This window comes from Streptomyces sp. NPDC020681 (genome assembly GCF_044334895.1).
Classification (GTDB): domain Bacteria; phylum Actinomycetota; class Actinomycetes; order Streptomycetales; family Streptomycetaceae; genus Streptomyces.
The window spans coordinates 583,971-608,219 of the sequence record NZ_JBIRTX010000005.1; the positions used below are offsets into that span (position 1 = coordinate 583,971).

The 24,249-nt window shown below is 69.2% G+C and carries 27 protein-coding genes and 1 pseudogene; 7 read left to right on the forward strand and 21 right to left on the reverse strand.

The window, feature by feature from the left end; translation table 11 throughout:
* Window positions 1-192 precede the first annotated feature (192 nt).
* Together ACH4YL_RS15680 and ACH4YL_RS15685 are read left to right on the forward strand one after the other, a co-directional pair.
* On the forward strand, window positions 193-2,511 hold the full coding sequence (locus tag ACH4YL_RS15680; RefSeq protein WP_398507840.1) for a SpoIIE family protein phosphatase: 2,319 nt from the start codon (window positions 193-195) through the stop codon (window positions 2,509-2,511).
* A gap of 63 nt (window positions 2,512-2,574) precedes the next feature.
* The gene (locus tag ACH4YL_RS15685) at window positions 2,575-2,844 is read left to right on the forward strand and encodes an amphi-Trp domain-containing protein (RefSeq protein ID WP_398507841.1); all 270 of its coding nucleotides are present in this window, start codon (window positions 2,575-2,577) and stop codon (window positions 2,842-2,844) included.
* A 115-nt stretch (window positions 2,845-2,959) separates the two neighbouring features.
* Here ACH4YL_RS15685 and ACH4YL_RS15690 read toward each other — a convergent pair whose 3' ends face one another.
* The 6 genes from ACH4YL_RS15690 to rpmG form a co-directional block, all read right to left on the reverse strand.
* Window positions 2,960-4,321, reverse strand: a complete 1,362-nt coding sequence (locus ACH4YL_RS15690) for a hypothetical protein (RefSeq protein ID WP_398507842.1) — start codon at window positions 4,319-4,321, stop codon at window positions 2,960-2,962.
* 275 nt (window positions 4,322-4,596) lie between these two features.
* Window positions 4,597-5,226, reverse strand: a complete 630-nt coding sequence (locus ACH4YL_RS15695) for a hypothetical protein (RefSeq protein WP_398507843.1) — start codon at window positions 5,224-5,226, stop codon at window positions 4,597-4,599.
* 119 nt (window positions 5,227-5,345) lie between these two features.
* The gene (gene rpsR, locus ACH4YL_RS15700) at window positions 5,346-5,588 is read right to left on the reverse strand and encodes a 30S ribosomal protein S18 (protein ID WP_398507844.1); all 243 of its coding nucleotides are present in this window, start codon (window positions 5,586-5,588) and stop codon (window positions 5,346-5,348) included.
* Between the two features lie 54 nt (window positions 5,589-5,642).
* On the reverse strand, window positions 5,643-6,797 hold the full coding sequence (locus ACH4YL_RS15705) for a CobW family GTP-binding protein (RefSeq protein ID WP_398507845.1): 1,155 nt from the start codon (window positions 6,795-6,797) through the stop codon (window positions 5,643-5,645).
* The gene (locus tag ACH4YL_RS15710) at window positions 6,797-7,051 is read right to left on the reverse strand and encodes a type B 50S ribosomal protein L31 (protein ID WP_398507846.1); all 255 of its coding nucleotides are present in this window, start codon (window positions 7,049-7,051) and stop codon (window positions 6,797-6,799) included. The genes ACH4YL_RS15705 and ACH4YL_RS15710 overlap by 1 nt, the downstream gene beginning before the upstream one ends.
* 41 nt (window positions 7,052-7,092) lie before the next feature.
* Complete coding sequence (gene rpmG / locus ACH4YL_RS15715; protein ID WP_134028780.1) at window positions 7,093-7,257, reverse strand: 50S ribosomal protein L33; 165 nt, start codon at window positions 7,255-7,257, stop codon at window positions 7,093-7,095.
* Window positions 7,258-7,324: 67 nt separating this feature from the next.
* Between rpmG and rpmB the strand changes: the two genes are divergently transcribed.
* Both rpmB and rpsN read left to right on the forward strand, forming a co-directional pair.
* Window positions 7,325-7,561 carry a 50S ribosomal protein L28 gene (gene rpmB, locus ACH4YL_RS15720; RefSeq protein ID WP_398507847.1) on the forward strand — a complete coding sequence of 79 codons (237 nt, stop codon included), beginning with the start codon at window positions 7,325-7,327 and terminating at the stop codon, window positions 7,559-7,561.
* Window positions 7,561-7,866 (forward strand): 30S ribosomal protein S14, encoded by a 306-nt coding sequence (rpsN, locus tag ACH4YL_RS15725; RefSeq protein WP_398507848.1) that lies wholly within the window; start codon window positions 7,561-7,563, stop codon window positions 7,864-7,866. Before rpmB ends, rpsN begins: the two co-directional genes overlap by 1 nt.
* 133 nt (window positions 7,867-7,999) lie before the next feature.
* On the opposite strand, the gene ACH4YL_RS15730 is transcribed toward rpsN, so the two are convergent.
* From ACH4YL_RS15730 to ACH4YL_RS15790, 13 genes are all read right to left on the reverse strand, one after another.
* Window positions 8,000-8,764, reverse strand: coding sequence for a TIGR03943 family putative permease subunit (locus tag ACH4YL_RS15730; protein ID WP_398507849.1), 765 nt, complete (start codon window positions 8,762-8,764; stop codon window positions 8,000-8,002).
* Entirely contained in the window at window positions 8,761-9,804 is a 1,044-nt protein-coding gene (locus tag ACH4YL_RS15735; RefSeq protein WP_398507850.1) for a permease, read from the reverse strand. The genes ACH4YL_RS15730 and ACH4YL_RS15735 overlap by 4 nt, the downstream gene beginning before the upstream one ends.
* A gap of 184 nt (window positions 9,805-9,988) precedes the next feature.
* Window positions 9,989-11,164, reverse strand: coding sequence for a GTP-binding protein (locus ACH4YL_RS15740; protein WP_398507851.1), 1,176 nt, complete (start codon window positions 11,162-11,164; stop codon window positions 9,989-9,991).
* 5 nt (window positions 11,165-11,169) lie between these two features.
* On the reverse strand, window positions 11,170-11,340 hold the full coding sequence (gene rpmF, locus ACH4YL_RS15745; RefSeq protein WP_398507852.1) for a 50S ribosomal protein L32: 171 nt from the start codon (window positions 11,338-11,340) through the stop codon (window positions 11,170-11,172).
* Between the two features lie 157 nt (window positions 11,341-11,497).
* Entirely contained in the window at window positions 11,498-12,655 is a 1,158-nt protein-coding gene (locus ACH4YL_RS15750) for an alpha/beta hydrolase family protein (RefSeq protein ID WP_398507853.1), read from the reverse strand.
* A 153-nt stretch (window positions 12,656-12,808) separates the two neighbouring features.
* A complete protein-coding gene (locus ACH4YL_RS15755; RefSeq protein ID WP_398507898.1) occupies window positions 12,809-14,953 on the reverse strand; it encodes a nitrate- and nitrite sensing domain-containing protein in 2,145 nt (714 codons plus the stop codon).
* A 203-nt stretch (window positions 14,954-15,156) separates the two neighbouring features.
* The gene (dhaL, locus tag ACH4YL_RS15760; RefSeq protein ID WP_398507854.1) at window positions 15,157-15,822 is read right to left on the reverse strand and encodes a dihydroxyacetone kinase subunit DhaL; all 666 of its coding nucleotides are present in this window, start codon (window positions 15,820-15,822) and stop codon (window positions 15,157-15,159) included.
* Between the two features lie 46 nt (window positions 15,823-15,868).
* Complete coding sequence (gene dhaK / locus ACH4YL_RS15765; protein ID WP_398507855.1) at window positions 15,869-16,861, reverse strand: dihydroxyacetone kinase subunit DhaK; 993 nt, start codon at window positions 16,859-16,861, stop codon at window positions 15,869-15,871.
* Between the two features lie 64 nt (window positions 16,862-16,925).
* Window positions 16,926-18,608: a putative PEP-binding protein gene (locus ACH4YL_RS15770; RefSeq protein ID WP_398507856.1), complete on the reverse strand. Its 1,683-nt coding sequence runs from the start codon at window positions 18,606-18,608 to the stop codon at window positions 16,926-16,928.
* On the reverse strand, window positions 18,605-19,240 hold the full coding sequence (gene dhaL, locus ACH4YL_RS15775; protein ID WP_398507857.1) for a dihydroxyacetone kinase subunit DhaL: 636 nt from the start codon (window positions 19,238-19,240) through the stop codon (window positions 18,605-18,607). The genes ACH4YL_RS15770 and dhaL (ACH4YL_RS15775) overlap by 4 nt, the downstream gene beginning before the upstream one ends.
* A gap of 131 nt (window positions 19,241-19,371) precedes the next feature.
* Window positions 19,372-20,370, reverse strand: coding sequence for a dihydroxyacetone kinase subunit DhaK (dhaK, locus tag ACH4YL_RS15780; protein ID WP_398507858.1), 999 nt, complete (start codon window positions 20,368-20,370; stop codon window positions 19,372-19,374).
* Window positions 20,367-21,140: an MIP/aquaporin family protein gene (locus ACH4YL_RS15785; RefSeq protein ID WP_398507859.1), complete on the reverse strand. Its 774-nt coding sequence runs from the start codon at window positions 21,138-21,140 to the stop codon at window positions 20,367-20,369. Before ACH4YL_RS15785 ends, dhaK (ACH4YL_RS15780) begins: the two co-directional genes overlap by 4 nt.
* Before the next feature lie 343 nt (window positions 21,141-21,483).
* Window positions 21,484-22,260, reverse strand: a complete 777-nt coding sequence (locus tag ACH4YL_RS15790; protein WP_398507860.1) for an IclR family transcriptional regulator — start codon at window positions 22,258-22,260, stop codon at window positions 21,484-21,486.
* Window positions 22,261-22,320: 60 nt separating this feature from the next.
* Here ACH4YL_RS15790 and dhaM point away from each other — a divergent pair, with 60 nt between their 5' ends.
* From dhaM to ACH4YL_RS15805, 3 genes are all read left to right on the forward strand, one after another.
* Window positions 22,321-22,713, forward strand: a complete 393-nt coding sequence (gene dhaM, locus ACH4YL_RS15795) for a dihydroxyacetone kinase phosphoryl donor subunit DhaM (RefSeq protein ID WP_398507861.1) — start codon at window positions 22,321-22,323, stop codon at window positions 22,711-22,713.
* Window positions 22,697-22,993 (forward strand): HPr family phosphocarrier protein, encoded by a 297-nt coding sequence (locus ACH4YL_RS15800; protein ID WP_398507862.1) that lies wholly within the window; start codon window positions 22,697-22,699, stop codon window positions 22,991-22,993. The genes dhaM and ACH4YL_RS15800 overlap by 17 nt, the downstream gene beginning before the upstream one ends.
* 76 nt (window positions 22,994-23,069) lie before the next feature.
* A complete protein-coding gene (locus ACH4YL_RS15805; protein WP_398507863.1) occupies window positions 23,070-23,558 on the forward strand; it encodes an ATP-binding protein in 489 nt (162 codons plus the stop codon).
* A gap of 125 nt (window positions 23,559-23,683) precedes the next feature.
* On the opposite strand, the pseudogene ACH4YL_RS15810 reads toward ACH4YL_RS15805, so the two are convergent.
* Together ACH4YL_RS15810 and ACH4YL_RS15815 are read right to left on the reverse strand one after the other, a co-directional pair.
* Window positions 23,684-23,864: pseudogene (locus ACH4YL_RS15810) on the reverse strand (RtcB family protein); the annotation flags it as partial.
* Between the two features lie 35 nt (window positions 23,865-23,899).
* Window positions 23,900-24,073, reverse strand: coding sequence for a CsbD family protein (locus ACH4YL_RS15815; protein WP_398507864.1), 174 nt, complete (start codon window positions 24,071-24,073; stop codon window positions 23,900-23,902).
* Between the last annotated feature and the right edge of the window lie 176 nt (window positions 24,074-24,249).

Consider the following 24,249-nt stretch of genomic DNA (forward strand, 5'->3'; position numbering starts at 1 on the left):
CGCAGCGGCCGCGGCTGCGTATCCACCATGCACAGAGCGTACGACCCGCGCCCACCGGCTTGTCGCCGAGACAGCGGCCCGGCGCCGATGTGCGCCCGCCCACAGCGGACCGCAACCTGGGAGGAGGCCCTGACCGCAGGCGCAACGCGCAAGCGGCCGCCTTGACGACGGAAACCGGAGGCGACCCGTCCTATGGCGTCGGACGACCCGCTGCTGGTGGTGGACACGTCAGGAGTCGTGCTCGAGTGGAGTCGGGCGGCTCGTGCCCTGTTCGGCCTCAGCGCGTCCGAGGTGGTGGGACGTCCGGTCGCCTCGTTGACCACCGCCGCAGGGGTGCCCGCCGACGGGATCGCCGCCACGCCGCTCGACCGTGCGATGGCGGAGGGGCTGCTGCTGCGGCCCGTGTCCCGTGAGGACGGGTCCGGCGCGTGGGCTGTGTATCGGGCGGCACCGGACGAGAGTGCCGACGCGATCAACAAGGCCCTGTTGAAAGCTCTGTTCTCGCTCTCTCCCATCGGGATGCAGGTGCTGGATCACGACTTGAGAATCCTGCGGGTGAACTCGGCGGCCGGCGGAATGAGCGGGGCCACGTACGAGGGCCTCATCGGGCGCCGCCTGCGTGAGGCGATCCAGCTGACCGCCCCGGACGCCACCGAGGCCATGGTGCGGGACGTGCTCGCCACCAGCGAGCCCGCGATCGACCGCATCGTGGGCGCCCACCCGCCCAGCGACCCGGATCGGGAACATCTGTACTCCGTCTCGGTGCTGCCGCTCCACGACACCGACGGACGGGTGCTCGCTGCCGCGTCCGCCGTGGTCGATGTCACCGAACGCGAGCAGGCTCTGGCGCGAACGCGAATCCTGACCGCGGTACGTGAAGAAGTGGGCCACACGCTGGAGATGGACACCACGTGCGCGGAGTTGGTCCACGTCCTGGTGCCTGCCTTCGCGGACGATGCCGAAGTCGACCTGCTGGACCCGGTGATCCGCGGTGCGGAGCCGCCGTCGGCACCAGTCGCGCCCGATGTACCGCTACGGCGTATGGCGTTCGCCTCCGCGGACCGCTCGCGGGTCTCCTTTGCCGCGGCCACCGGGCCGTTCCGTTTCCCGGCGGCCTGGATGCAGTCGCTCAACGACCTGCGGCCCCACCTGGTCGCCCATAGTCCGGACGAACCCTCCCACCCGGGCTCTTCACCGGGCCGCGCACCCGGCACCCATTCCGCCATCGTCGCCCCGTTGACCTTGCGCGGCCGGGTGCTGGGCACGATGAGCCTCTACCGCTCTCCCGGCCGTGCCGTGTTCGAGCAGGAGGACCTCGACCTCGCGCTGGACCTGGCCGCCTGGATCGCCCTCCACATCGACAACGCCCGGCGCTACACCCGTGAGCACACCATCGCGCTGACGCTGCACCGCCATCTCCTGCCGCAACTGCCGCTGGCCCGGACGGGCATGGACACATCGCACTTTCACCCGCCGATGGGAGCCAGCGGTGGTTGGTTCGACGTCATTCCGCTGTCCGGCGCGCGGGTGGCACTCACGGTCGGCCGTGTCTCCGGAGGAGACATCCACGCGACCACGGCCATGGGACAGGTGAGGACGGCCATCCACACCTTGTCCTCCCTCGATCTCGAATGCGGCGAACTCATGGCCCGGCTCAACGACACCGTGACCCTCCTCGCCGCCGAACGGGCCGCCCCCGATGCCGGGGACCCGTTGCCGAGAAAGGGCCTGACCGTAGGTTGCGCATACGGCATCTACGACCCCCTCACCCTCAACTGCACCATCTCCACCGCCGGGCATCCGCCACCGGTACTGGCACACCCCGACGGAACCACGGAAATCCCCGACCTTCCCCAAGCACCACCTCTCGGCGCCGACAGCGACGGCGCGGTGTTCGCGGCCACGCGCCTCGATCTGGACGAAGGAAGCGTCATCGGGCTCTACACCGACGTGTTCCTCCCCGCGGACGACACCGAAGCCGCGGCCTGCCGGGACGAGCTGCGACAGATCCTCGCGGACACCGGACGCTCACTGGACGCCATGCGCGACGAGGCCGTCCGCACAGCCGCGCCCGAGGAACCCGACGTCGACGCGATCCTGCTCCTCGTCCGCGCGCACACGATCGACACGGACCGGGTCGCCACATGGGACTTGCCGCTGGATCCCGCCGCCGTGGCCACTGCACGCGCCCGGACCCGTCGGCTACTGGCCGAATGGGGCCTCGACGAGCTCGCGTTCGCCACCGAACTCATCGTGAGCGAACTGACCACCAACGCGGTCCACTACGGCACTCCTCCTCTCAAGCTTCGCCTCATCCACGGCCACAACCTCACATGCGAAGTCAGCGACTCGAACCCCGCCGCCCCGCATCTGCGCCATGCAAAGGCCAGTGACGAGGGTGGCCGCGGTCTGTTCATCTGCGCCCAACTGGCCCGGCGTTGGGGCGTCCGCTTCACGAACGAGGGCAAGACCATCTGGACGGAGCAGGAGCTGCCCCCGCCCAGGAATTGAACCGTCGGCACCAGGTCCCGGGCTGCCTCGCCGAGGTCCTCCCGGGCCGGATCGGAGACAACCATGAAGGACCTCAAGTTTGAGCAGAAGCGCACGCTGTCACGCCTCGAGGCGGCAGACCAGCTCGCGGCGCTGGCGGCCGCACTGAGGCACGGCGGCGATGCCGAACTGGAACTCGGCCCCGGGAGGCTGAGCCTGCGGGTCCCCGACGACCTCCGCAGCGAGATAGAGGTCGAGGTCGGTGACGGAGAGATCGAGCTGGAGATCGAGTTCAAGTGGCCGACCGCACAGACGCGGTCAGCGCCGTCGCAGGCGTCGGCAGGCACGGAGTAGGCCCGGCGACACAAAGCCGACCGATGCGAAGACGACCGGCGCGAGACGCGAGACGCGAACCAGTCGGCACGGGAGCGCGTGCCGACGCCGAGGAACCCCAGCCGCTCTGCCAGGCCTATGCCCCATGCCTGGAGACGGGCGGCGAGGTGCCTGTGAAGATTGTCAGCGGGGACCGGTCGTTGGCGTCGTTGCCGTTGCCCTCGTCGAAGCCGTATCTGTGCACAGAGGCACTGGCCTCCGCGATCGGACGGGCGACCCGCATCCGGAAGCCGAAGAACAGGCTGTGGCCAGGACGCAGGAGACGGCCGTCGTTCTCGCATTCGTACAGCACAATCTCGTTCGTCATCTCGCGCCGACACCGCTTGTCGGCGAGCAGTACGTCGACCCCTTCGGGGATCTGCACGGTCAGGCGCTCCACGCGTCCCTCGTACGTCGGGGCCGGGCCGGCATTGCGTATGCCGACCTTCACATCGAACGGCTTGCCGACGTCCGCGCCGCGTACGGTCGCGCCGACCGCGGCGACATCGGGTTCACCCGTCACGGAGGGGCTCTTGATGTCCACCTTGATGCTCTGGCCCGACCCGTCCTGCAAGTTGACCAGTGACCGGATACTGCCCGTCGCGGGTCGCGACACCAATCTCAGGACGCCCCCGGTGCCACGCCTTTCCTCGTACCCGGAGCGTTCCTGGCTGTCCCACACCTCCTTCAAGCCGACATGCACCTCGGACTTCGCATGCTCTGCCACAGCCCGGACCTTCAGCGGAGCGCTCAGGCCGTATGCCTTTCCCGGCTCCATCGGCGTGTCGAACTCGCAGTATGCGGACGAGTATTCGAGCCGCCCGGAACCCGCCTTCTGCTCTTGGCCATAGCGGCAGTTGGTGTAGTTACCGCCCAGCAGCTCCAGGCCTTCGCCACCCGTCATGGCCTTGAGCTCGACGCTGAGCGCGACGCCGGATCGGCCCGTGGTGCGGGTGCCTCGCTTGGCGGCGACGCCGCCCTTGGCGCGGGTGCCGATGTTGCGGACTTCCACGGGCAGCGCGTACGTCCCGCCCGGGGACACCTTCACCGTGGCAGGCATGGGGGCGTGGAACAGAGCGCCCTCGGCGATCACGTTCAGCCGGGTCTGGAGGTGACTGGCCGGTGAGACGATGGCCTTTCCGGCCCTCACGGTGTACCTGATGACGGCCGAGCTACCAGGTGCGATGCCCTCCTTGGGCCGCAGCTCGATCAGGAAGTCCGTTGGCGCCAGGGTGCTGCTTTCGTGAAAGTTGAGGCTGACGGGGCACGTGGCGCCCGAACCGGACACCGAGCAGTCTTCGTAGAAACGGAAGTCGGCCACGTCCTTGGCATCCGTCGTGTCAATGACGACTTCCGCGTCGTCCTGCGCCACGCTGGGGTCGAAACGCAGTGCCAGAGTTTTGTAATGATCGTCCGGTACGGGACCGACGAGAGCCGCGATTCCGTAGGACTCAGGCACGTCCACAGTGACCACCCCCGACGGCCCTTTTTCCTCTTCATGGGTCGTTGACCGACACCCTCCAAGCGCCAGGACCACGACAACGCCCAGGGCGGCGCCGACCGCACGCATGATGAATCCGTGCCTCATCCCTGGGGCCATCCTTCCGGCGGGGAACAGGAACCACCGCGGACGGCCTGTCGCTCGTCCGCGACCATTGGACATCCCAGGCGGCCCGGAGGTTGTAGCGGTGTCCGTCCCGCCGGGACGGCGACGGCGAGTGGCCCGGTTGCCGATCAGTCGTCGAACCAGACGACCAGTCGCACATGGTCGTCGCCGTGCTGCGCCGCGAGCGTTTCCATCGCGTCCCAGACCGGCTTCCACTCGCCGTCCTCCCGAACGGCGTCCCGGCGGCGGAGCGTCTCGGACCTGTAGAGCGTGTCGCCGATGAGCCATTCCGTCCCCTCGGGCCAGGTCGGCCGCGGGTCGGACGGCTGGCGCGGCGAGTTGAGCGCCTGCGCGAACCTCGGGTCCCAGCCGGATTTCCCGACGAATCTGAGCCCGTCAGGGGACTGCCGGTACTCGTGGATGCGGCTGTCCGGCCGTTCCGCCGGCTCGTCCCAGTCCACCGCCTTCAGCTCGGCCCAGGTGATCCAGGTCGTGCCGTACGCCTGGTCCGGCCAGGGAGCGAGCCGGTCCAGTTCGGCCCGGACCTCCTCCGACGCGTCGACCGGCCTGCCACGCTCAGCGGCCAACGGCCGGAAGTTGGCGAAGTTGCGCACCCCGAAGAGGCAGCCGAACGCGTCATAGTTCCGGATGTCGTTGAGGTCGTACAGGTCGACGGCAGCCCGCCAGACGACCTCTCGCTCTCCCTCAACCGCACGCCCCGCCCTGAACTCAACGAACCCGCTGATGTCCGTACCCATCCCAAGACCCCCTGCCGGTGAACCGCTCCACACGACCTCCACCGGAAGCCGCACGCCGACCGCCGCGCCGTTCGCCCCCTGCTGCCCCTGATGGACGCAGGCGACGAAGGCGGCGGGTACTACGCGCCGACTCGGGCGTACGGCAGGAGCGCCATCTCCCGGGCGTTCTTGATCGCAGCGGCGATCTGCCGCTGTTGCTGCGCGGTGACGCGAGTGACGCGCCGACTGCGGATCTTCCCGCGGTCGGAGATGAACTTCCGCAGCAGGTCGGTGTCCTTGTAGTCGATGTACGTGACACCGGCCGCGTCAAGGGGGTTGGGGCGGGGTTTGAGCGGCTTGCGGGGGTCGTGACGGCGGGCCATGAGTGCTCCTGCTTCGGTGCTGAATTCGGACGGGTGCTTGGTGCCGGGCTGGAGTTATGAGACGGGGGCGAGAAGGGAGTCGAACGCGGGCGGCAGGTGCTTCCACGCCTCGGGGCCTGCGGCGTACTCGTCGTCGGTGAGCAGGCAGGACTCGAGGAGCTGTGCCAGGCCCTCGCGGTCGAGGCCGGGAGAGGTGAAGACAAGGTGCTGGCAGCAGTCACCGTGCTCGGGGTGCCAGTCCAGTGCCGCAGCGGCCCGGCGTATCGGGGTCACCATGTCCCAGGCGGCGTCCGGCAGGGAGGCCAGCCACGGGCCGGCGTTCTCCACGCACAGCGCGCCACCGGCGGCGTCCCAGGCGAGCAGGGTGTCGGGGCGGTCGGCGAGCCAGAACCGGCCGCGGCTGCGGGCGGCGGCGCAGCAGAGGTCTTCCAGTGCCTGGTAGAGGCGTTCGGGGTGGAAGGGGCGGCGGCGGTGCCAGACGAGGGTGGCGACCCCGGCTTCTTCTGCTTCCTGGGGCAGCAGGGCGCAGGCCGGATGTTGGGCGGCAGCGGCCGCTTCCACATCGAAGCCGGCGAAGGCCAGTTGGGCGAGTTCACCGGATCGGGCGGGCACCTGTCGGGCGGTCGGGTGGAGCTGGGCAAGCAGTGCGCGGTCCTCGTCGTCCGCGTCTTCGCTGTCGACGAGTGCGAGCACGGGCGCGTACTCCAGCTGACGGGCCCAGGTGTCGCCGACCGTGCGCTGGTCGGTGGCGGCAGCGGCGAGTCCGATTTCAGCCAGGTCGTCGCCGTTGGCGAGGTAGGGCAGTACGAGCGCGGGGTCGACGGCGGTCATCACATTGGTGAGTTCGAGGACGTCTCCGCCGTGCGCGACGACGACCTCCGCCATCGCCTTGGGTTCGACGGAGTCCCACAGCTCGACGATCGCGAGCCGGGTCAGACCGTCGGCGGCCAGGCGCTCCAGCTCGGGGACCAGGTCTTCGCGCAGCGCGCAGCAGGCGCAGTCGTTGACGAGCGGTGCATCGCCGTACGACAACTCGCCCCTCGCGTCGCGCACCAGGCGCCGCAGGGTGCCTTCGGCCGCTGTGGCCAGATCGTGGTGGAGGACGACGCTGCCGGGGACGGTCCGCAGGAGGCGTTCCACGACTTGCTTGCGCGCGTCGGAGTGGAGCCCGCCGACGATCACGACGGGCAACCGGGGCGTGTCCGGCATCAGTTCGCCTCGCGACGGCCGTAGCGGCGCTCAAATCGCTCGACGCGGCCGGCGGTGTCCAGGACGCGAGCCGTGCCGGTGTAGAAGGGATGGCTCACGTTCGAGATCTCGACGTCGACGACGGGGTACGTGTTGCCGTCCTCCCACTCGATCGTCTTGCCGCTGGTCATGGTGGAGCGGGTGAGGAAGGCGGAGCCGGCGGCCTTGTCGCGGAAGACGACGGGGCCGTACGGAGGGTGGATTCCGGGCTTCATGACGGTGTCCTTCGGGGCAGGGTCGGGGCAGGGCAGTGGGGTCAGCGTTCTTCGCGGAAGTCGACGTGCTTGCGTGCGATCGGGTCGAACTTGCGCAGGACCATGCGGTCGGGATCGTTCCGCCGGTTCTTGCGGGTCACGTAGGTGTAGCCGGTCCCCGCGGTGGAGCGGAGCTTGATGATCGGGCGTACTTCGTTGCGGGCCATGAGGCTAGTATATGACAATGGTTTCCATTACCAAAAAGAAGCCGTCTGAAGAGAGGCAGGTAACACCTTGTCCGCCCACTGCCAACTGACCGGCACCCAGCCGGGCTTCGGCAACAACATCTCCCACTCGCACCGGCGCACGTCACGGCGCTTCGACCCCAACATCCAGCGCAAGCGGTACTGGCTGCCGAGCGAGGGCAGGCATGTACGCCTGACGCTCAGCGCCAAGGCGATCAAGACGATCGACAGCATCGGTATCGAGGCAGCGGTGGCCCGCATCCGCGCCCGGGGAGTGAAGGTCTGATGGCCAAGCAGAGCAAGATCGCCAAGAACGAGAAGCGCAAGGCGATCGTCGAGCGGTACGCCGCCCGCCGGGCCGAGTTGAAGGAGCTCATCCGCCGACCCGGCACCCCGGAGACGGAGCGGGCTGCTGCTCTGGCGGAGCTTCGGCGCCAGCCACGCGACGCCAGCGCGACCCGGGTACGCAACCGGGACAGCGTGGACGGCCGGCCCCGGGGACACCTGCGGCAGTTCGGGCTGTCCCGCGTCCGTATGCGCGAGCAGGCCCACGCCGGATTCCTCCCCGGAGTCACCAAGTCGTCCTGGTGATCGTCCCCGCCCTCGCGGCGGATGAACTGCCGGCCGTGACTCGGCGGAGTCACGGCCGGCCGTGTGCCGGAAGCCACCACGGCTGCCGCGGGGCGCGCTCGTACGGGGCAGGTGGCACCGCCGGATCCGGCTTTCAGCCGACCGAAGGCGCCCTGTCGAGGTACGGGATGCGCGGCTCCGGGATTTTCTGGGTTGTTGCGACGTCGAGTGCCAGGGCTGCCGACGTGGTGCCCAGAGCACCGCGTGGGTGCCAGGTGCCGGTCACCTTCACCCAGGTGTCGGCGGGCGGTGCCGCAGCACCGTGCATGGTCACCGTCAACGACTGGGAGTCGGCGGCGCAGCAGGCGACCAGGAGCCGGGTGAGCTCCCAGGTCCCGTTACTGCCCGGGGTGACGAATCCCTGCAAGAGGACAGGACGGTCCTTGAGGCTCTGTTTGTCGTCCTGCTGGGCACGGGCGATGAACTCGGTCAGTGACAGTGGGGCGGGGCCGTGAGCGGGAAGCGGCTCGAAGCGCTCGTAGTCCTCGACGATCTTCGGATGGTCACGTGCGGCGGTGTAGGAGCCCAGGGCCGGTGGGGCGAAGAGCAGCAGGGCGAGCACAGGAGGCAGCAGAAGCCAGGCGATGCGAGGGCCATGAGTGTGCTCGTGCTCGTGTCCGTGCCCCGGCTCCACGGCGGTGTCGCTCGGGGACCCGTCGTGGCCGTGGCGGCCCCTGAGGCGCAGCCCATCGCGCCGAGCACCGATCAGCCCCGCTGCGCAGAGAATGATCCCGGACACGACGAGGAAGGGCTGCAGCCCTTGTTTGACGTAGCGCAGGCCGATGTCGCTGAACAGGGACACGCGCAGGACCCCGGCTCCGGTCAGCAAAAGCAGCAGCGTCTGGAAGGTGCGTCTCACAGCAGCCACCACCCGACGAGGACACTGCACAGGACGGCAACCACGGCAGTGGCCGTCGAGAACCGCAGGGCGAAGGCCCGGCCGAACGTACCCGCCTGAAGGGCGATCAGCTTCACGTCGACCATGGGGCCGACGACCATGAACGTCAGGCGGGCGGTGGGCGAGAAGCCGGTCAGCGAGGCGGCGACGAAGGCGTCGGCCTCCGAGCAGACGGCGAGGACGATCGCGAGCCCGGCGAGGAACAGCACCGACATCCAGGGCGAGCCGGAGAAGGTGTCCAGCACCGATCGTGGCACGGTGACATTGAAGGTCGCCGCCGCCATGGCGCCGAGTACGAGGAACCCGCCGGCGTGCAGGAAGTCGTGCTGGAAGCCGAGTCGGAACTCCTCCCACCGGCTGTGCCCGTCCTGGTGCCCGGTGTGCCGGACCGGCATCCGCAGCCACTCCGCACGGCCGAGCTTCAGCCACAGCCACCCCATCGCCGCGGAGACGGCGAGTGAGGCGATGAGACGCGCGGCAACCATCTCCGGCGTGCCCGGGAAGGCAACGGCAGTTGCGGTCAGGACAATCGGGTTGACGGCCGGCGCGGACAGGAGGAACGCGAAGGCGGCCGCCGGAGTCACACCGCGCCGGATCAGACTTCCCGCCACGGGCACCGACGCGCACTCACAGCCCGGCAGCACGATCCCGGCGGCGCTCGCGACCGGCACCGCGAGCGCGGGGTTGCGCGGGAGCGCCTTGCTGAACACGTGCGCCGGTACGAAGGCGTTGACCGCTCCGGAGATGAGCGTGCCCAGGACGAGGAACGGCAGGGCCTGGACGGTGACGGCCACGCAGATCGTCTGCCAGGCACGGAAGCCGGGGTGAGTCAGCCAGTCCGCTGCGCCGGCGGCCCAGGCAAGCCCGGCAACGGCCAGTGCCGAGACAGCGCCTGCGGCAAGTACGGACGCCGGGGCGGGGCCACCCCGGGTGATACCTGTCCCGGGCTGCCTTGGGGCGTCGACCCGCAGGTCTTTCACCAACCCGTCCGGTTCGTTCACGTCGGCTCCGGTTGCCAGAGAGAGGCGTCACGATATAGGCGGAATGCGCTCATCCCGGAGATTGGCTGATGCTCGCCATCGTCGGACACACGATCGAGCCGTCATAGTCCATGCCCTCGTAGGGCGGGCGAGGGTACCGGGTTGGGCAGTGCCGTGGCTGCGACCACTGCCCAACCCGGAAGCTTCACATCTGCGGTACGAGTTCGGGGTGCTCGCGCTCGTGCTCGCAGGCGTCGTCGATGCCGTAGGTGTCCCACGCGGGGAAAGAATCGACGCCCGGGAGGCTTTCGCCCTCCTTCATGAGGCAGCCGGCCAACGCAGCCTGAAGCGCAGTGGTACGCAGGCCCGTGCCGATGAAGACCAGCTCCTGGCCCTGTGAGCTGTCCGCGCCCCGGGCACCGGAGGGTTCGAAGCGGACTACGGCACCGGCCTGTGACCACAGACCGGTCACGTTGGGGCGGCTCGCCAGCCAGAAGAACCCCTTGGAGCGCAGGACCTGTCCGAAGGTTCCGCTGTCGAGCCTCTCGGTGACGAACGTCCACAGGCGGCCCGGATGAAACGGTGCCTCGGAGCGGAACACCGTGCTGGAGATGCCGTACTCCTCGGTCTCCGGGACGTGGTCGCCGTTGAGTTCCATGACCCAGCCCGGGGCCTGCTGCGCGCGCTCCAGGTCGAACAGCCCGGTCCCGAGCACATCGTCGAGGTCCACGCGCCCGCGGGTGGCCGCCACGATCCGGGCCACCGGGTTGAAGCGGGTCAGGGCCGCTCGCAGCCGGTCGGCGCTCTCCGGATCGACGAGGTCGAGCTTGTTGAGCACGATGACGTCGGCGAACTCGATCTGGTCCACCAGCAGGTCGCTGACGGTGCGTTCGTCGTCGTCGTACTGGTCGAGTCCCCGCTCGGCGAGCCCGTCCCCGCCTGCCAGTTCCGGCAGGAAGTTGGCGGCGTCGACGACCGTGACCATGGTGTCCAGCCGGGCCAGGTCGCCGAGCGTTGCGCCGTCGTCGCGGGGGAAGGCGAAGGTGGCGGCAACCGGCATGGGCTCGGAGATGCCACTGGACTCGATGAGCAGGTAGTCGAAGCGGTCCTCGCGGGCGAGACGGTCGACCTCCTCGAGCAGGTCGTCGCGCAGGGTGCAGCAGATGCACCCATTGGTCATCTCGACCAGGCGTTCCTCGGTGCGCGACAGGGCGGCCTCACCGCCGCGCACCAGTGCGGCGTCGATGTTGATCTCGCTCATGTCGTTGACGATGACCGCGACGCGCAGGCCCTCGCGGTTGCTCAGAACATGGTTGAGCAGGGTGGTCTTGCCCGCTCCGAGGAAGCCGGACAGGACGGTGACGGGCAGCCGTTCGGCCATGCCCGTCAGCCTTCGGGGCGCAGCAGACCGCGCTCGTACGCCTTGGCCAGCCGCTGCGGCACCAGATAGGCGGCGCCGTCGACCGTGATCGGCACGAGCTGCGGCGTGATCGCCTTCCACTGAGCGCGGCGGTGACGGGTGTTGCTGCGGGACATCTTCCGCTTGGGTACGGCCATGGTTCAGGTCCTCTCTGGGCGGCGCGACGCAGACGCTACATGAAAATGGGTTCCATTTCTAATACGGGGTGCATACCCGGTCGGCCGGACGCGGATCCGGCCCGGTCCCCGCAGGTGCGGGGACCGGGCCGGAGGGTTCACCGGCGCCGGGCAACGGTCACCGTCGTAGGGTCACCTCACGGAGCGAGCCGGTAGGCGTTACCGGTTCGACCACACGGGTCGTTGACTCCACGCAGGGGAGAGGCTTCCTACCCGTGAGCAGGCCTTCGCCCTCGAGGTTGTCGTTGAGGTGCTTCTCGAAAAAGGCCGTGGCGTATGCGGTGAAGGCATCCTGTTGGCTCTCGGGGGTCAGTTCGCGTGTGGGGCAGGTGCTGTCGTCCTCGCCGAGCGGGGCCGGAGGGGTCCACTGGGTGTTGAAGAAGTTGTGGTTCCCGTCGCGCAGCGAGACGGAGTACGCCGGCTTGGTGGAGTGTCCCTTGGCGTCGTCGAGGTACTCCTGACCCCGTTCGCCCACCGCGCCGTCGCAGCCGCTGGTGACCACGGCCACGGGAGTGTCCGTGACCAGGGTGTCGCTGTTGTCCCCTTCCGGATCGTCGAACTTCACCGGCGCGAGGGCCAGGACCGCCCCGATGCGAACACCGTCGGGTACCTCGTCCCGGTACTTGTCGGAGGCCTGCCACATCACGCCCTTGCCTCCCCGGGAGTGCCCCACGGTTCCGACGCGCTGCATGTCCACATGCATGCTCAGCGCGGGCAGACGCTCGGCCAGAACCCCCTTACCGTCGGACAGTTGCCGCCACAGGCGCAGGTGCTCGTTGATCAGTCGGGCGCGGTCCCCGTAGTCGAAGGACGTCATGTTGATGGCGTCCGCGCTGAGCGAGACGACCACGAAGCCGCGTTGTGCGAGTGCCTTCGCGAAGTAGTCGTAACCGCGGTAGCTGGGGTAGGGCGTGCCCTTCTCGCAGGGCCACTCCTGGGCCTCGGGATCGGTGCACCCGTACCACGACCCGTGGGAAACGATCACCACGGGGAGTCGTCCCCGCACGGTGCTCGGGCGGTGCACCACCGCGCGCATCTCACTGACGGTGCCGCTGGTGGGGATGGTGAATGCCTCGTCACCCAGGTCGTAGGTCTCGGTGACGACGCGAACCCGGTCGTGGTCGGTCGTGCTGGAGCCGGAGGCGGCCGCCGTCCCGTTCGACGCCAGCGCGGGCGAGCTCACCCCCGCCAGGCAGGCGCCTACCAGGAGGCCGGCGGCGAGCACCCGGCTCACCGTTCTTCCTGTACCCGTGCCGACGGGTCGACGTGACGTCATCTTGGTCCCCTCTCCCGATGTCCGGAGCCGGGCCGGACTCCTGGCGAACTCCGTGAAGCGCCGGTTCCGCCGGGATAGAGGAAAAGACGACCGGACCGGTTCCGCGGAGGGGCACGACGCCCGGGACGATCCCACCGCGATGGCAACGCCTCCTCAGCGGGGGCGGTGCGGGGCGCCTTCGGCCGACGTGTCTGGCGGGGCAGGCATGGCCGGCTGAGGCTCTCCGGTGAGGTCGCTCCGTCCCGGGGGATCCCCATGGCGCGGAGAGGGTCGCGGTAGCCCTTTCTCCTTGCCTGCCGAGCGGGCGCCTTGACGGCGTGTCCGGTACGTGTGTTTGGCCGGCGCGCTGTCGTTGAGTTGCTCGGCCGTGTCGTAGTTGCGCCAGCCCGTGAGGCGCCCTTCCGAGTTGTACCTGGCTGACAGTCCGGGAGGATCCATGTGATCTCCGTGTTCCCGGACCAACTTCTGGGGCAGCATGACCACTGCTGTGATGCCGAGGGCGGATGACCTGCGGAGCTGGACACGGATGCCGTGGCGGCCGGAGAGCCGGCCGACGACGAACATGCCCATGCGCCGCGCCACCGACACGTCGACGACTGGCGGGTTCAGGAGCCTCTCGTTGGCCTCCTCAAGGTCCTTTGCGCTCATGCCGATGCCGCTGTCCTGGATTTCAACCTTGGCGCCGCCGCCGGACAGCAGCTGGCTTGTGACGAGTACCTCGGTGTCCGGCGAGGAGAACGCGGTCGCGTTCTCCAGCAGCTCCGCGATGAGGTGAACGATGTCGTTCACAGCCCGGCCGTCGACGTCCGCGGTGACCAGTCCGCGTAGCTGCACACGCTGGTACTGGTCGACCTCACTGATAGCGGCCCGGAGGACATCCACGAGCCGGACTGGGGCGCTCCAGCGGCGGCCCGCCTCCTCGCCCGCGAGGACGAGCAGGTTCTCCCCATTGCGGCGCATGCGGGTGGCCAGGTGGTCGAGCTTGAAGAGGCTGGCGAGCAGGTCGGGGTCCTGCTCGCTGTTCTCCAGGTGGTCGATCAGCTCCAACTGCCGTTCCACGAGGTACTGGCTGCGCTGCGAAAGGTTGACGAACATCGAGTTGATGCGGCCTCGCAGCCGCGCCTGCTCGAACGCCAGCCGTACGGCCTCGCTATAGACGTCGTTGAACGCGTGGGCGACACCGCCGATCTCGTCGGTCGAATTGATGCTCGTAGGCTCGGCCTTGATGGCCTCCAGTTGGGCGTTGCTGGAGCCCACTCGCAGCAGCCGGACCACCTCGGGCAGGCGGCGTTCCGTGATGTCGAGCGCGGAGGCGCGCAGGGTGTGCAGGGGGGCAATCATCGACTGCACGACGGCGCGTGTCACACCGAATGCGAGCAGGAGGATCAACAGCACGACGAGCGAAGCGATGAACACTGAGCGCTCGGCCCGGTGCTGCTCGCGCGAGCTCTCGTCTTCGACCGCTCCGACGAGCCGCTTCTCGACCAGACGCATCAGCTCGAGCTTGCTCGTCATGGTGTCGAACCACTCGCCGGCGTCGAGGCGGGGGCGGCTGGTGCCCTGCCGGGTGAGCGCCTGCTTCTGGAGTATCTCGGCCCTGTCGACGTCCCTTCCGGTGACGGTGCGCTCGTAGAACTGACGCTGGGCCGGCGGAGCACCGGACCGGAACTCGCCGATCAGGGCCTGTTGCTGCAGGCTGACGAGAGTCAGGCTCTGGGCCTCGCTCGCATCGAAATGTCCCTCGATCAGCGCCCCGCCGAGCAGCGCGCGTTGCCGGGAGGTCTGCTCCGTGGCCTGTGCGAAGGTCTGGAGAACACGGGCCCTCACGGCAAGGGTCTGGTGGGCAATGTCCGCCGTGACAAGGTCAAGGGCGTCCGTGAGCTCGGCGATCAGCGCCGTGTAGGCGTTGACCGCGGGCAGAAAGCGCATTTTCGAGTGGTCTACCGTGTCGCGCAGTGACGTCACCCGCCTGCCCAAGGCGTCGAGCGCCGCGAGCCGGGTGGCCAGGACGCGATTCGTCCCGCGGTGGACATGGGCGGCCTCGGCACGGAATCGGGCGAGCGCCGCGTCGGCCTGGGAGCGCTGAGTGTCCAGCGCCCTCGTGTCGCCCGTGCGCCCGGCCGCAACATGGAGCGCGGTGAGATCGCGTTCGTCCTCCAGTTCCTCCAACAGTCCCGTGCTCTTGTCGACGAGACGGACGAGCTGACGGACGTTGTCGATGTCCTGGGCGTTCTGCACGGCCGAACCGATCCGCAGACCGCCGAGCACCAGTGCGGTGATGATCGGGATGAGCACCACAGCCAACAGCTGGGTCCGCAAACTCCAGCTACTCGGTACGAACGCCTTCCGGTTGCTGCCGTTGCCTACCGCCCGAGGTGTCTGCACCGGTTCCGTGCCACGGCGATCCACCGCGGGTTGTGTTTGCACTTGCCCTCGCACCTTCTCCCCGCCGTTGAACGTGCGCGATTCAGGGGCGCGTGCGCGCATCGCGGACGCGCCTCTCATCGCTCGGTACTGCTGCCCGGCCGTCTGTCACCTGTGCCTGCCGCGGTGACGGTCGCGAGGGCAGACAGAATGAGCACGGTCGACGCCGCGCCGGGGTCCTCGTGACCGATGGTGCGGGCGCCGAGATAGCTCGCCCGGCCCCTCCGGGCCTGCATGCCGGCGGTCTGCTTCAGGCCCCGCACGGCGGCGTCGAACGCCGCGCGGGTGGCGTTGCTCAGGTCGCCGCCGGTGTCGATGGCGGCCTGGTAGGAGGCGACCGCCGGGCCGAGGGCGTCGATCATGGTTTTGTCGCCTTCGAGAGCCGCGCCGATCCGCTGGATGCCGGAGAGAGCGGCCGCCAACGCCTCCCCGAGTTGTGCCGCAGACACGTCGGGATCCTCGCCCAGAGTCCCCGCGGCCTGCCGGAACCCGGTGCCGTACAGCGGTCCCGAGGCGCCGCCGGTCTTGCTGATGAGTGCCCGGCCGACGGTGGCGAGCACCGCACCAGGGGTGGACGGGTTGGTTTCGTCCAGCATCGCCACCGCCGCCAACAGACCACGGCGCATGTTGATGCCGTGGTCGGCGTCGCCGACAGCGGAGTCGAGACGGGTCAGATAGTCGGCGTTGTCGACCACCAATCGGGCCGCCTCGTGGATCCAGGCCCGGAACATGCTCGCGTCCATGGTCGTCCTTCTCCCTCGTGGTGTCCGTCGCGGTGTCCGAGGCCGTTCAGCGTCCCCAGCGCAGCGCGGGGGTCTCGACGGGGGCATCCCACAGATAGGTCAGCTGCGGCGTGAGCCGGCACACCGTGATCGTGCAACCGGCCATCTCCAGGCTGGTGATGTAGTTGCCGACCAGGTTGCGGGTGATCCACACGCCATGGCCGGCGAGCCACTCGGCAACCGCGGCATACACCACGTACAGCTCAAGAAGTGGGGTACCACCCAGGCCGTTGACCATCACGAGCACGTCGCCCGAGAGCGGCATGTCGGCGTGGATGGCGTCCAACGCGACACCGACGATCTCCCTGGCGGAGACGAGCCTGCCGCGGGCGCGACCGGGCTCGCCGTGGATGCCGACGCCCAGCTCGATCTCGTCCTCGCCCAGCTCGAAGCCGGGTTTGCCCGACGCGGGCACCGTGCACGGCGTGAGCGCCACCCCGAACGAACGGGACCGGTCGTTGACCTCCCGGCCCAAAGCCGCAGCCGCGGCCAGGTCCGCGCCGAGCTCGGCAGCCGCACCGACGATCTTCTCCACGAACACAGTCGCCCCGGTGCCCCGTCGGCCCGCCGTCCACGTACTGTTCTCCACGGCGACGTCGTCATTGACCACGACGCCCTCCACTCGCATGCCGTCGTCGGCGGCCAAGTCGCCGGCCATCTGGAAGTTCAGCACGTCGCCGGTGTAGTTCTTCACGATGTGCAGCACGCCCGCGCCGCCGTCAACGGCCCGCGTGGCGGCGAGTATCTGGTCCGGCACGGGAGATGTGAACACCTCACCAGGACAGGCCGCATCCAGCATCCCGTACCCGACGAACCCGCCGTGCAGCGGCTCGTGTCCGGACCCGCCGCCTGACACCAGGCCGACCTTCCCAGCGGTCGGCCCGCTCGCGCGGATGATGTAGCGGTCGGACGTGTTGACCGTCAGTGAGGGGTGCGCGGCGGCCACGCCGACGAGAGCATCGGCAAGCACTTCATCGGGCGAATTGATGAGCTTCTTCACGGTTCATGCCTCTTCTCGACTGGAGAGGAACATCAACAGAAACGCGCCATGTGCGCGGCTCGGGTCAGGGCAGCGACGGCAGGCAGCACTGCTCGACGAGTCGCCAGACCTCTTCGGGGGTTTCGCGGGTGAGGGCGATGGCCGCCAGGGAGGCGCAGGTGTCATGGCGCAGGCGGCGGATGCGGGCGCGTACTTCGTCGAGGGCGGCGGGGGCGACGGAGAGGATGTCGCAGCCGAGGCCGAGGAGGAGGGGGATGACGAGGGGGTGTGCGGCGGCGTCGCCGCAGACGGAGACCTGACGATTGTGGCGGTGGGCCGCCGTGACGACGCGGGCGATGGCGTCGAGTACGGCAGGGTGTGCGGCCATGGCGGGGGAGGCGGCGGGGTCGCGCCGGTCCAGGCCCAGGATCTGGCAGGTGAGGTCGTTGCTGCCGATGGACAGGAACGCCGCCTCGCGGGCGAGGTCGTCGGCTGCGGCGACGGCTTCGCGGAGTTCCACCATGATGCCCAAGGGCGGGACAGGGACGCCGACTTCGTCGGCGGCAGCTTGGAGAAGGCGTCGGCAGGCACGGAGTTCGTCGATGCCGGCGACCATCGGGATCATGATGCGCAGGTCGGTGTCGGCTCCGCCGATGAGCAGACTGCGGAACTGGTCGGCGAAGGCGTCTGGTTGGGCCAGCATGAGCGGCAGACCGCGGCCGATCCGCGCGCCTTGGAGGCGGGACAGGAACGGCGGGAGTTTGTCATCGGCGAAGTCGAGGGTGCGGGCGGTGACGGTCTGTCCGGCGAGTGCGCGCAGGACGGGGACGAGTGTGGCCGCGTGCTGGTTGCGGGTGGGCCAGGCGGGGTGGTTGAGGAAAGGCAGTTCGGTGCGGAGCAGGCCGACGCCGTCGGCGTTGGCCGCGAGGGCTGCGCGGGCCTCGGCCGGGGTCGCCACGTTGGCCCGCAGCACCACGTGGTGGTGGTCCAGTGTCTGGGCGGGCAGGTGGCGCTCTTCGGCGAGGGCGAGGCGGCGGGTGCGGGCAACGTCCATGGCGTGCAGGGCGGTTGCGCGTTCGCTGTCGTTGGGGTGGGCGACGGCGGTGGCCTGGTCGGTGTCGAGGAGGATTTCCTGTCCGTCCGGCAGGTCGAGCAGGGCGGGGTCGACGGCCAGGAGGAGGGGGATTTCCTGGGAGCGGGCGACGATGGCGGCGTGGGAGTTGGGGCCGCCGGTGACGGATATGGCGGCGGTGACCGTTTGGCCGGGTTCCAGCAGGTCTGCCGCGCCGATTTCGTGGGCGACCAGGACGAGGGGCTGGTCGGGTGCGGGGCCGGTGTCGCCGTGCAGGTGGGCCAGGACGCGGCGGCCGACCTGCCGGACGTCGGCGGCGCGTTCGGCGAGGGTGGGATCGTCCAGGGCAGCGATGGTTGCGGCGTAGGTGTCGATGGCCTGCCGGACGGCGACGGGTACCGGCTGGCCGTCGTTCGCTCGTTTGACGGCCTGTTCGCGCAGATCCTGGTCCTGCGCGATGTAGCTGTTGACCTCCATGATGTCGGCCTGTTCGTCCTTGCCCTGTTCGCGCAGCGAGGTGGACAGGTCGAGCAGGCGGGCGGCGACGGCGTCGAAAGCGTCGGTGATCTGCTGTGCGGCGTCGCCACTGGTGCGCTGAGGGAGCACGGCTCGGGTGAGGGGGCGGTCAGTGCGGTGGAGGAAGCCCAGGGCTATGCCGGGTGCAGCGGTGTGCCCGGCGTAGGTGTGGCGGATCATCGGGGAGCCACCACCTCGGCGAGGGCGCGGAAGATCAGGGCCGTGGAGGTGGCTCCCGGGTCCTGGTGGCCGATGCTGCGGGCGCCGAGGTACGAGGCTCGGCCCTTGCGTGCCTGCATGGGGGTGGTCGCGCGCATGCCCTCCTCGGCAGCGTCCGCTGCGGCCCCGGCTGCGGCGGCGAAGTCGGCTCCGGCGTGCTGCTGGAAGGCGGACAGCGCGGGAACGTATGCGTCGATCATTGTCTTGTCGCCGGGTGCGGCCGCGCCGAGCTTCTGGACACTCTCCAGGCCGGCGGCAAGTGCGGTGGCGAACTGCTGCGTGTCGGCCGTGGGTGCGTCAAGGGCCTTGCCCATGGCGCGGAAGGCGCCGCCGTACAGCGGGCCGGACGCGCCTCCGACGCTGGAGATGAGGGTGGTGCCCGTCTTGACCAGCACGGCCCCGACGGTGTCCGGCCTGTAGTCGGCCAGCGCCGTGGTGACGGCGGAGAAGCCGCGTTTCATGTTGACGCCGTGGTCGGCGTCGCCGATGGCCGAGTCGAGCTGGGTGAGGTGGTCCTTGTGCTGGTCGACGGCGGCGGCGATGGCCTGCACCCACGTGCGGGCGAGGTCGATGTCCACGGAGTCTCCGTTCATGGTCGGTGTGTGGCGGGTTCACGGTTGGGCGAGCCGAGGGCGGGGGCGGATGCGAGGGCGGTCGGGTGAGCTGGCGCGGGAAGGCGCCCGCCCGGCCCTCGCGTATCGCGCGGCCCCGCCCCCGGCTCGGTTCAGGCGCCCCAGCGCAGGGCTGAGGTGTTTACGGGTGCGTCCCACAGGGACAGCATGTCGGCGTCGGTCTTGCACACGGTGATGGAAACACCGGCCATGTCCAGGCTGGTCACGTAGTTGCCGACGAGGTTGCGGGCGATGACCACGCCCTTGTCCGCGAGAACGGCGGCGACCTCGTTGAAGACCACATACAGCTCGATGAGCGGTGTGCCGCCGAGGCCGTTGACCATGACGATGGACTCGTCCCCCGCGGCGAGCGGCTGGTCGGCGAGGATGGCGTCCAGGGCGGTGGCCACGATCTCCTTGGCGGGGCGGAGCTTTTCTCTGCTGCGGCCGGGTTCGCCGTGGATGCCTACGCCGACTTCGATTTCGTCCTCGGGCAGGTCGAAGCCGGGCTTACCCGAGGCGGGTGTGGTGCATGCGGTCAGGGCGACGGCGAAGGACCGGGAGGCGGCGTTGACGCGCTTTCCCATCTCCGCCACCGCGGCGAGGTCGGCGCCGTTCTCGGCGAGGGCGCCGGCGATCTTCTCGACGAAGACGGTTGCTCCGGTGCCGCGGCGTCCGGCGGTCCAGGTGGAGTCCTGGACGGCGACGTCGTCGTCGACCAGCACGGTCTCCACCGTGATGCCTTCCTCGGCGGCCAGTTCGGCGGCCATCTGGAAGTTGAGTACGTCGCCGGTGTAGTTCTTCACGATGAACAGCACGCCCGCGCCGCCGTCGACGGCCTTGGCCGCGGTCAGCATCTGGCCGGGTACGGGAGAGGTGAACACCTCGCCGGGACAGGCGGCGTCCAGCATGCCCGGTCCCACGAAACCGCCATGCAGCGGCTCGTGCCCGGAACCGCCGCCGGAAATGAGGGCGACCTTGCCCGGTCGGGTGCCGCCCGCGCGGGCGATCACCTTGTTCTCCGCGTCGACCTTCAGATCCCGGTGGGCGGCGGCGATGCCGGCCAAGGCCTCGTCCAGCACCGCCTCGGGGGCGTTGATGAGCTTCTTCATGACAGGGCTCCTTCGGCAGCGGCGGGCTGGGCGGCCCGGTTCTCGGCTGCGGTTGCGGCGGCCTTGCGGTTGGCGTTGAGGGCGGTGTAAAGGACGCCGGCGGCGATCGCGCCGACCACTTCGGCAGACAGGTAGACGAGCAGCTGGTCCCAGTGGACCGTGCCGTCGAACAGCTCGCCGGTGATCATCGGGCCGATCGTCCTGGCCGGGTTGATGGACGCGCCGGTGGCGGGCGCCACCGGAATGATGATCGCGAACACGCCGAGGCCGATGGCCAGGCCCGCGAAGCCGCCGGCCGCGCGCCGGTCGATGGCCCCGAAGACGACGAACGCGAGGATGAACGTGCCGATGGCTTCGGCGAAGAATGCCTGGCCGGAGCCGACACCGGTGCCGTAGGCGGCGATGCCGAGGCCGACGTCGACCGCCTTCTTCCCCAGCACTCCGACGATCGCAAGCGCTCCCAGCACCGCACCGGCCACCTGGGCCGCGATGTAGCCGGGGACGTCCCGCCAGGGCATCTTCTTCGTGGCGGCCAGCGCCAGCGTGATGGCCGGGTTGATCTGGCAGCCGGAGATATGGCCGATCGCGTAGACCATGGCGATCACCGCGGTGGCGAAGGCCAGCGAGATCATTCCCAGCTGCGCCATGGTGAAGGGGGCGTCGCCGCCGATTATGAGCGTGGCGGGAACCGAACCGACGCCGATGAACACCAGCACTGCGGTGCCCAGCATCTCGGCGAGAAGCTTCTGTGGGTAGGTGTTTTCTTCCATGATGGGCGCCCAGTGCCGAGCGGCAGCTTGGGCGTCTCACCTCCTCCGCGTGGAGCGGGCTATGAAGGGGAGGTGGCCGCCAGGTGGTCAGGGGTCGGGCACCTGGCGGCCGGCTCAGGGGAACCGGATAACCAGCGGAATCCGGTAAGTCGTTCATTAATGACGAACGTTGTTCCGGAAGTTAAGCCCGCGTTTCACGCCTGTCAAGAGGTTCCGTGAATATCGGGCACCGCGGACACGCAGAAGGCCCCACGGCGATGCGCCGAGGGGCCTGGGCGGAGGGGTAGGTGGCGGAGACGGCGTACGCCGCTACCGGGCTGCAGATGGATGCGGAGTGTGCAGGTCAGGTGCCCGCGATGCGCGGAACTCCTCTGGGGGCGCCCAGGTCGCGGGAGAGGTTCCGGGCGGTCTCCCTGACCGCGACCGCAAGCTCCTGACGTGCCGGTTCGGCCAGCAGGCGCTCAACGGGGCCGACGATGCCAAGAGCGCCGACCACCTCGCCGGAACGGTCGAAGACAGGAGATGCGATGCCGGCGTCCCCGATGGCGGACTCCTGATCCTCGATCGCGTACCCCGTCCTGAGAATTTCCTTCAGCTGCCCCGCCAGCTCCCCGGGATCGGTGATGCTGGCGCCGGTGAGCACCGCCGGCTCGCCCGCGAGCAGCCGCTCCCGCTCGGAGGCCGGAGTGAAGGCCACGATGGCCTTGCCCAGGGCGCAGGTACTCCACGGGACACTGGCGCCCACCTCAAGGATCTGCACGGCACCCTCCGGCCGGAAGGCATGGTGCACCACCAGGACGTGGTCACCCGTGAGCACGGCCACCCACACCGCCTCGTTCGCCCGGGTGGCGAGCTGGTCCGCCCAGGTCAGCGAGCGGGTCCGCAGCTCCTGGGTGTCCAGGTAGGCATTGCCCAGCTGCACCAGGTGCGGGCCGAGCTGGTACTTCGAGCTGTCCCGGTCCTGCACCACCAGCCCCTCGCCCTCCAGCGTGCGCAGCAGCGCATGGACGGTCGGCTTGGCCACACCCAGGCGGTCGGCCAGCTCGGTCACACCCAGCCGGGGCCCGGTGGTCGCGAGCTCCCGCAAGATCTGCACCGCCCGCTGCACCGCTTGCACCATCGAAAGTTTCTCCAGATTCAGTATTGATGAACAGCGTTCCGAGATATAGCGTGGTTGTTCATGAGCAACCCTGTCGGCATCGTACTCGTGTCCCACAGCGCCGAGCTCGCCGCGGGCCTTCGCCTGCTGGTGGAGCAGATCGGCTCCGACACAGTCCCCCTCGCCACCGCCGGAGGAACCGACGACGGCCGGATCGGCACCAGCTACGACCTCGTCCTCGCCGCCATCCGCAACGCGGACCGCGGAGCCGGCGTCGTCGTCCTCCCCGACCTCGGCAGCTCCGTCCTGACCGCCCGCACCGTCCTGGAAGACCATCCCCGCACCGACGTCACCATCGTCGACGCACCCTTCGTCGAAGGAGCCGTCGCAGCCGTCGTCACCGCCGCATCCGGCGCCGACCTGAAGACCGTCGTCGAGGCCGCCAAGGAGGCCCGCCATGTCCTCAAGCTCTGAGTCCAACGCCACGACCACGGCCACGCTGAACCACGAAATCGCCGTCGTCCTCCCCGCCAACCTGCACGCCCGCCCCGCAGGCCAACTCGCCCGCGTCGCAGCAGGATTCACCAGTGCCATACAGCTGGAGCACGACGGCCGCACCGTCAACCCCACCGGCGTCCTCGCCGTGATGGGCCTGGGCGCCACCGCCGGAAGCACCGTGACCGTCCGCGCCGAAGGCCCCGACGCAGACGAGGCCGTCACCGCGTTGGCCGAGATCCTCGCCAACGCCGAATAGCCCGGCCACGCGCCACCGCACAGAACGAGCCGCCGCTTCCGATATGAGAAGCCGAGACAAGTGGAGGTGGTCGAAGATGACCACTCCGGCCATGACCACGTCTGGCACCAGCGTGGCACCGCACCCGCGGACCGAGTACATCCTCCCGCTGCCGCACATCCCTGAGACCGTCTCCACCGTGCGCCACCGCGCACGCACGGTCCTGGCCCGCTGGGCCCTGCCCACGGAGACAGCAGACAACGCCATCCTGGTGATCTCGGAACTGATCACCAACGCGATCGCCCATGCACTGCCCCCAGCAGTACTGCGGCTGTCGATGCCCGAGGCCGGCGGCCGTCACACCCTCCGTATCGAGGTCGCAGATGCCGGGCCGGTACCCCGACCGCGCCGATCACTCGAGAGTCCGCCGCCTGCGGAACTTGAGGAACACGGCCGCGGGACCGGCATCGTCGCGGCCCTTTCCATGCGACACGGCGTGTCCCGCCAACTCCAGAGGATGACCCGATGGGCTGAGCTCCACGTGGCGGGCGGCCACACTGGCAGTGCTGCCACTGCAAGCCCTTGAGGAACGTCCGGGGGCACAGGAACGGCCGGACCCGCGGTGCACGGCTCGCGAACGATCGTCAGGGCGCCGATCGGCAGGTCGTGCGCCAGTGAGGCATCGGCCCAGAAGTCCGTCTGCACGCAGACCGCCCCGTGCGACGCCGAGTTGAACGACGCCTCGTTCCCCAGGCCCTTCACGATGTACGAACCGGTGCCCATCGAGCCCGGGATGATCCCGAAGTCGCCGCTGCCCGCCCGGATCGCTCCCCTCGCGGGTGACCAGCGGGTCCATGCCCTCGTACCGCTCCTCCGCCACGTAGTTGTGGTGCCCCCATGTGGCGGGGAGTCACCCTCCCGGTGGCGTCACCGCTTGAATGCCTTCTTGGCCCTGTCGCCGGCCTGCTTCATGGTCCCCGCGACCCGATCGTTCCTGCCTTCCCTCTGCAGCCGCCTGTTCCGGGTGAGCCGGCCGACGCTTTCCGTGATCCGGCCTTTCAGTTCCTGTGTCTTGTGGGTGATCTTCTGCCCAACGCTCATGGCGGTTCCTTCTCGTCCAGAGGGTGGTTTCCTGTGTGATCCCCCGTGCGGGCGCTCTGCTCGCGGGTGTGCACGACCTAGTACTGCAACGGTGTTTGCCGTGACGGTTGGGCAGTTTTTATGGGCTGTGTCCGCGTCGTTTGTAGTGACTGAGGCGGGCTTGGTGTTGTCGTCTG